The sequence below is a fragment of the Streptococcus parasanguinis CC87K genome, assembly GCF_000507765.1.
In the GTDB taxonomy this organism is placed as follows: domain Bacteria; phylum Bacillota; class Bacilli; order Lactobacillales; family Streptococcaceae; genus Streptococcus; species Streptococcus parasanguinis_J.
In genome coordinates this window covers 1-4,672 of record NZ_KI669406.1, presented here as the reverse complement: position 1 = coordinate 4,672, position 4,672 = coordinate 1, and the positions used below count along the sequence as shown (strand labels likewise).

Sequence of the window (4,672 nt, the reverse complement as noted above, 5' to 3'; positions counted from 1 at the left end):
AAATTTCTTTTTCTTGTTTCATTTTATCTAACTTTTCTAACATTTCTAACAATTGAGAAGTAAATTTAGACAACACTTCTTTATCTGCTAAATTTTGATTTGTTAAAATTCTAATATCTTGTTTTAAATCTTTAATTTCTTCTCGAAGAACATCATTTTCATTTGATAGCTTTTTGATATCATTTGAAAATATCGTCCTCCTGACAAAAGGCTCTACTTTCATCTCGTTTTCTTCGGCCATTTCTTGAAGTTTGTTTTTTTCTTCTTCTGTAAGACGAATTAAAACAGTTTTTGTCCTGTCTTTTTTCATAGTTATCCTTCCTATTTACTCTCTCTGCAAAAAGATAGCATTTAGCTAACAATAAGATATCATAAAGTTATCAATTTGTCATCTTCCGATAGAAGCTATTTTTTTCAAAATATCTTGTTTTTCAGATGTTTCTAGAGATTTAAAATCTTTGAGCATTTCTTTATGTCGGTCAGACCTCTCTTTTTTAGGTACATTCTTCAATATTTCGAACAAATCGACTCCCCCTAGTTCAGCAACTTCTGCTAATAACTGCATAGTCGCAAAAACAGACGAATCAAACCACTCAATAGACTTATTTATTTGAGGTTCTAGATTTTTCCTATCTAATTTAACTTTTTTAGTATCATCTAAAAAATCTTTCCAAAAATCACTAATCGGCCACCGACTTCTATTTTTTTGATTCGGTACTGGGTCTACAAATCGAATATGTGCATTTAAAACGGCTAAATAAAGTTCAGCTAATTCCATACCTTCGCATAGATGTTTCACAAAATCAATAGCCTTTTCTTTTCTAAGTTCCATTTCATAACGTTGCCAACTATCATATTCAACAAAGATTTTTTTGTTTTCCTGCTCCTTCTTCTTATCATATAAGCGCAGTAAAAACTCTGAACCTCTTTTGCCAAAATACAAAGTTTTCCCTTTACTTTCTCCTCGATTATCAAAATCCTCTCTTTTCGAAAATTCAAAGCGCTCATCTACTTTTCTAGTCCTTGTTAAAGAAACAATTTCTCCATTCTTGATTTTGTTTTCTATAACTGAGAAATCTAGTAACTCATTAAAATCATCTAAAGCGACATCTAAACGAGTGATTCTACCACCTATTTCTAGAATTTGAGTTAGAAACTCTACCCACTCAAATGTTTTTTCTACAATTCGGCAACCTTTCCCAGTAAATTCAACATTCACCCCCATTTTTTTATAACGTTCTAATAAATCTTCTCGACCAGAAGGAATTTCTGTATATTTAATTTCATTAAAATAAACAGTCGCATACTCCTGTAATTTTAATGAACGATTATAGCCATTTCTCCCCTTCTCCTGAGGTTCCCAAGGCCATTCATTCAAATCAAGAGCATTTAAAACATCTTCAACACCCTTCTTCCCTATGCTATCTATCTCTACTGGAACTGTAAAAGCTAGCCAGTCAATTAAGAACACATTGTTTTCCTTACCTTCTATAGTACCCATAAATCTCTCCTCGGCCCGTATTTATAACCCCCCTCTTAGTACTTGGGGGTTAAGTGGAAAATCATAATTTCCACTTTCCTATTATTAAATTTTTTCTTGGACTGCGTCCAAACCTCGTCAGCCACCCAAACAATAGCGCTCCTCTTGCACCTTCGCAAGCCTTCAGTTTTAAAAACTTTTTTCTGTGCACTACGTGCGGCAAAAACTTTTTAAAACTCGAGCAAGCTCGGGCTTGTCAAAGTTGCATTTTCTCTATTTTGCTTTCTTCGTCAAGCCGAACCAAACAAAAACACTTGATTTAGTCGGCTTGAACCAATCATTATAATAGAGAAAAACGAGTGCGCCCCTCTCTCTAAAATAGCAATTACACATAAAAAGAGCGAAGGCACCGCCTACGCTCTCACTTTTATTTCTCTAATCTATTTGAAGATACTTTCTTTTTCATCCTACTAGCTTGCTAATAAAACATTAATCTGGTATAATCTTCTTATAGAAGAAATTTAGTGAAAGCATTCCGAAACTTGGCGGTGGATGGATGCTTTTTCTTTTTTATTTATTTTTTATTATACTACTATTTATTTGATTAGTAAAGTGTTTCCATTTTAGATTAGAAATTCAAGAAAAGGAAATCTAATAAATTTAGGCTCTATATCCGTGTTTTGAACTACCCAGCCTTCTCCAGCTTTCAAAGGGAATTTAGGTAAACTATCAGCTTTTTCTTGAAAAGCTACATTAAAGGTTTGTTCACCACTGTTTCCTAAAACAAAAATTGAGCCAAACTGTTCTCTTAATGAAGTTGGTATTACCGTTGCATTAGCTTGTTGCATTCCAAGAATAACAAAACAAGACAATGCTCTACCTTCTAAAATAATTTGATAAATATATTTCAAGAGTTCATCAAGCTCTTTTTTTTGTAGTTTTAATTGTAAACTAGCAAATTCATCTACTACTAGAATTCGCAGATTTAAACCATTATCTACTGCAGTTGTAGAAATAGGCCAATTTTCCTTTATTCTCTGTTTTTTGCGTTTTTCCATTTCTAGATAAACATTTTTTACCTCTTTAACAATATCAGTAGCTGAGGTTTTTGATTCTATCTTTAATTTTTTTGAAAGTTCAGCAAGGTCACTATTTTTAGGGTCACAAACTGAAATTTCAGCGTTTCTTACTGCTAATATCAGCAACAGATATAAAAGAGCATAGGTCTTTCCTGAACCTGTTTGGCCAGATAGAAGAATATGATTTAATGTGTTTATTTCAGTATTCTTGTCTATACTAATTTTAGAAACATCCCAGTTTTGTTCTACAATTTCACGAATATTTCTAAATTTGAATTGTCTATCATAATCAACCTTTTCTAATTCAAATATAATTGATTCTCTACCAATTGTATCAATAACCCTCATTTGTCTATAGCCTTTAAATATCGGCGAAAAATCAAATTCTTTTAAGATATTATAGTTGTCTATTGCTAATTCAATTTGAATCCAAATCTTAAATTCTGATTGTCTTAGAATATGAATTTTAGGTAATTTTACATAGATATTTCCTGTTTTTCTAGAATTAAGCCGAACATAAATTTTAGCGTTCATTAACTGGCGCTCTAATTTTAATCTACCAATCAGAAAAAGAAAATAATCAAATTTTGTCCTTCCTATATCATATTCTATTAAGAAATAAGCAATAATCAAGATAGACACGATACACGCTATTAAACTTGTTTGCCTGATAAAGCACAACAAGAAAGAGAAGAAAAACAGTACAACTAACCGTTTTTCATTCTCACTTTTCCTAGAAATCACCTGATATTCAATCATTATTTATCTTTTAAAACTTGAATATTTTTTGATTCAATAGTAAGATTCTCAGAAAAATTTCCCCAAACTTTAGCAGAACCATCTCCGATTTTCAACCTAGAACCCCGCTTTAGATTAACTGAGTTTGCTCCTTGAATCTTAATAGTCACTTTCTCATATAAATTGGTAACATCAGAATCATATTCGGTATCATCTTTAGTAATTACGCATAGGAGCTTAACTCCTAAAATGTTTTCTGTTTTTTTCCCTTCAACATACTCATAATAAGGATTAGAATCTAAAAATGTTAATTCTTTTCCTTTTAAAAATTCTTCTAAATCAAATTTTTGAAATTGCTTAAGTCCTTTCACTTTATTTCTCCTTTTTCCTTATAATCATTGATAAAATCGTTTATTTCGTTATCATCTGCATCAGCCATTATTAAGAGCTCCAAAGCTCGAGAATATAAATCTACTAATTTACCTTTTATAAATTGATAATCATTAGTTGTTAAATTCTGATGTCTGCATAGAAAGTACAATGCACTTTGCGATAGATTCGCAATTCTATAGGCATACAATTTTAAATTTTCTTTTTTAGCCATTTTAATCGTCCTCCCAAAAACGATATTCTTCAGAGATTACGTCAACTCTTTTTGGAGCCCAATATAATAAAACGCTATTCACTTCTTCTTCATAAATCGAATAATCACATCTTAGCACTGCTTCACTCAGTCGTTGCATAAAACCTTCTTCAAGAATGAAGACTGCAATACGATTAACCAAAGATGAGACAAAATCATCAAAAAACTTGTTAATTTCTTGTTCTGTCATTGAAGAACCATACAAAAAGTGAAAATCGATATTAAGACTTTCCAGGGTTCGTTTTTTTACTTTAAATTTTGGAATAAATTTAAAATACTCTTTCAAAAGTAAATCAAACTCAAGTGAATATCCATAATAAAAATCTTCAATCATTTGCCCCATAATATCTAAGACAAAAGATTCAAATTTGTCTTTCTTATTATGAAAGATATGATTTTTAATAGTTTCTTTTTGGACATAATCTCCAACATATTTCATAGGTTTTTCACCTCTAAGTTTCACATTTTTTTGTAAAACTTCCTTTATATTTTTATTTCCTTCTTCTATCTAATTATAGTGTCTTTTTTTCAAAAAAATTGGAAACAAAAAAGCGATACAAATCGCTCTTTTTTTATCTTCCAAAAATTTTTTTCCAAAAGGGTTTTTTTTCTTTCATTTCACTCAATTCAAGCGATAAAATTTCTTTTTCTTGTTTCATTTTATCTAACTTTTCTAACATTTCTAACAATTGAGAAGTAAATTTAGACAACACTTCTTTATCTGCTAAATTT

General features: G+C 30.5%; 6 protein-coding genes. All 6 read right to left on the bottom strand.

What is annotated here, in order from left to right:
• A partial coding sequence (locus tag HMPREF1195_RS10490; protein ID WP_023920334.1) for a plasmid mobilization protein occupies positions 1 to 310 on the bottom strand: 310 nt, incomplete at its 3' end.
• Positions 311 to 388: 78 nt separating this feature from the next.
• Positions 389 to 1,501, bottom strand: a complete 1,113-nt coding sequence (locus HMPREF1195_RS10485; protein ID WP_023920333.1) for a replication initiation factor domain-containing protein — start codon at positions 1,499 to 1,501, stop codon at positions 389 to 391.
• A 602-nt stretch (positions 1,502 to 2,103) separates the two neighbouring features.
• Positions 2,104 to 3,318: an AAA family ATPase gene (locus HMPREF1195_RS10480; protein WP_023920332.1), complete on the bottom strand. Its 1,215-nt coding sequence runs from the start codon at positions 3,316 to 3,318 to the stop codon at positions 2,104 to 2,106.
• Entirely contained in the window at positions 3,318 to 3,668 is a 351-nt protein-coding gene (locus tag HMPREF1195_RS10475; RefSeq protein ID WP_023920331.1) for a hypothetical protein, read from the bottom strand. The genes HMPREF1195_RS10480 and HMPREF1195_RS10475 overlap by 1 nt, the downstream gene beginning before the upstream one ends.
• Positions 3,665 to 3,901: a hypothetical protein gene (locus HMPREF1195_RS10470; RefSeq protein WP_023920329.1), complete on the bottom strand. Its 237-nt coding sequence runs from the start codon at positions 3,899 to 3,901 to the stop codon at positions 3,665 to 3,667. Before HMPREF1195_RS10470 ends, HMPREF1195_RS10475 begins: the two co-directional genes overlap by 4 nt.
• Position 3,902: 1 nt before the next feature.
• Positions 3,903 to 4,379 carry a hypothetical protein gene (locus HMPREF1195_RS10465; RefSeq protein ID WP_023920327.1) on the bottom strand — a complete coding sequence of 159 codons (477 nt, stop codon included), beginning with the start codon at positions 4,377 to 4,379 and terminating at the stop codon, positions 3,903 to 3,905.
• Positions 4,380 to 4,672 lie beyond the last annotated feature (293 nt).

Excerpts from the sequence above, each read along its gene's own strand:
- HMPREF1195_RS10485 (WP_023920333.1), bottom strand. The coding sequence starts at position 1,501 with ATGGGTACTATAGAAGGTAAGGAAAACAATGTGTTCTTAATTGACTGG.
- HMPREF1195_RS10480 (WP_023920332.1), bottom strand. The coding sequence starts at position 3,318 with ATGATTGAATATCAGGTGATTTCTAGGAAAAGTGAGAATGAAAAACGG.
- HMPREF1195_RS10470 (WP_023920329.1), bottom strand. The coding sequence starts at position 3,901 with ATGGCTAAAAAAGAAAATTTAAAATTGTATGCCTATAGAATTGCGAAT.
- HMPREF1195_RS10465 (WP_023920327.1), bottom strand. The coding sequence starts at position 4,379 with ATGAAATATGTTGGAGATTATGTCCAAAAAGAAACTATTAAAAATCAT.